The organism is Xanthomonas cannabis pv. cannabis (assembly GCF_000802365.1).
GTDB lineage: Bacteria > Pseudomonadota > Gammaproteobacteria > Xanthomonadales > Xanthomonadaceae > Xanthomonas > Xanthomonas cannabis.
The window spans coordinates 1-1,295 of the sequence record NZ_JSZE01000213.1 but is presented as its reverse complement, the minus strand read 5'-3'; the positions used below and the strand labels follow the sequence as shown (position 1 = coordinate 1,295).

At 68.3% G+C, this 1,295-nt stretch carries 1 protein-coding gene; it reads left to right on the top strand.

Annotated features, from left to right (window positions below):
- The first annotated feature begins 344 nt into the window (after positions 1–344).
- Positions 345–1,133, top strand: a complete 789-nt coding sequence (locus OZ10_RS20120; RefSeq protein WP_039566877.1) for a rhomboid family intramembrane serine protease — start codon at positions 345–347, stop codon at positions 1,131–1,133.
- The last annotated feature ends 162 nt before the right edge of the window (positions 1,134–1,295 follow it).

Below are 1,295 nucleotides of genomic sequence, written 5' to 3'. Positions count from 1 at the left end.
GGGCACTGAAAGGCCGGGATTGGGCATTCGGGATTCGGGATTGGACGCGCCCATGCACTGGTCCCAACCATGCGCACCGACCATCTCGACAGGCCCTTGCCCGCCCACCGTCGCGGGACCTTGAGCGGCATGGGTGCCGCGCCAGAGCTACAAGGACGTACTTGCAGCGTGTCCCGCGATGGTGGGCGGGCAAGGACCCTGCAGCCAAGCAAGATCATCCTTGATGCGGCGCAGGCTGATGCGCCAACGATCGGCGCCGGGATTGGATTATCCCGTCGCCGGGCCTGCTTATCCCGCGCCGGATAGGCTTGTAAAAAAACCCGGGTGGCGCCATCCGTGAAGGTATGACCTCGCATCCACTTGCCGCCGCCGACACCACCACCCAAGCTCGCCTGGATCGTTCCCGGGTCTTGCGTGCCTTCAATGTGAGCCTGGCCGCCGTGCTGCTGCTGGTGGCGGTGTTCACCGCCCAGGGCATGTTCGACTGGCGCGCCTGGGCGGTGGCGCCGCTGCAGGCCGACGGCCTGCTCGGCATCCTCACCGCGCCGTTGCTGCATGGCTCGCTCGCGCATCTGGGCGCCAACGCCGCCGCCTTGCTGATCCTGGGCACGCTGGCCGGCAGCGTGTATCCGCGGGCCACCGCCATGGCGCTGCCCTTGCTGTGGCTGGGCTCGGGGCTGGGCGCGTGGCTGCTGGGCGAGCCCGGCAGCCGGCATCTGGGCGCCAGCGGCGTGACCCACGGCCTGATGTTTCTGGTGTTCGTGCTGGGCCTGCTGCGCCGCGACCGCCCGGCGATCGCCACCAGCATGATCGCCTTCCTGTTCTACGGCGGCATGCTGATGACCATCCTGCCGCACGAAGCCGGCGTGTCCTGGCAATCGCATCTGGGCGGCGCGGTGGCCGGCCTGATCGCCGCGTTGCTGTTGCGCCTGCGCGACCCGCAACAGGCCAGGCCACGTTACAGCTGGGACGACGAGGACGAAGACGCCGCCTGGGAAGTGAGCAACGCCGAACGCGACGTGCTGGAACCGCCACCACCGCAACGCGTACCGGTGCTGTGGCAACGCCAGGACGACGGCTCGGAAAACGTGGTGCTGCATTTCCCGCCGCGCGAGCGCCCACCGGGCACGTAGGAGCGCGCTTGCGCGCGATGGGGCGTCATCGGGAAGGCGTCATCGCGCGCAAGCGCGCTCCACAGACCGCACTGCATTCAGCGTTTAACGCACTGCATGCTCGCTCAACGCTTGCCGCGCCAGACCCGGATCGTCTGCAAAGAACGCATCGATGCCAGTGTC

Coding starts and splice junctions, on each gene's coding strand:
- OZ10_RS20120 (WP_039566877.1), top strand. CDS start 345: ATGACCTCGCATCCACTTGCCGCCGCCGACACCACCACCCAAGCTCGC.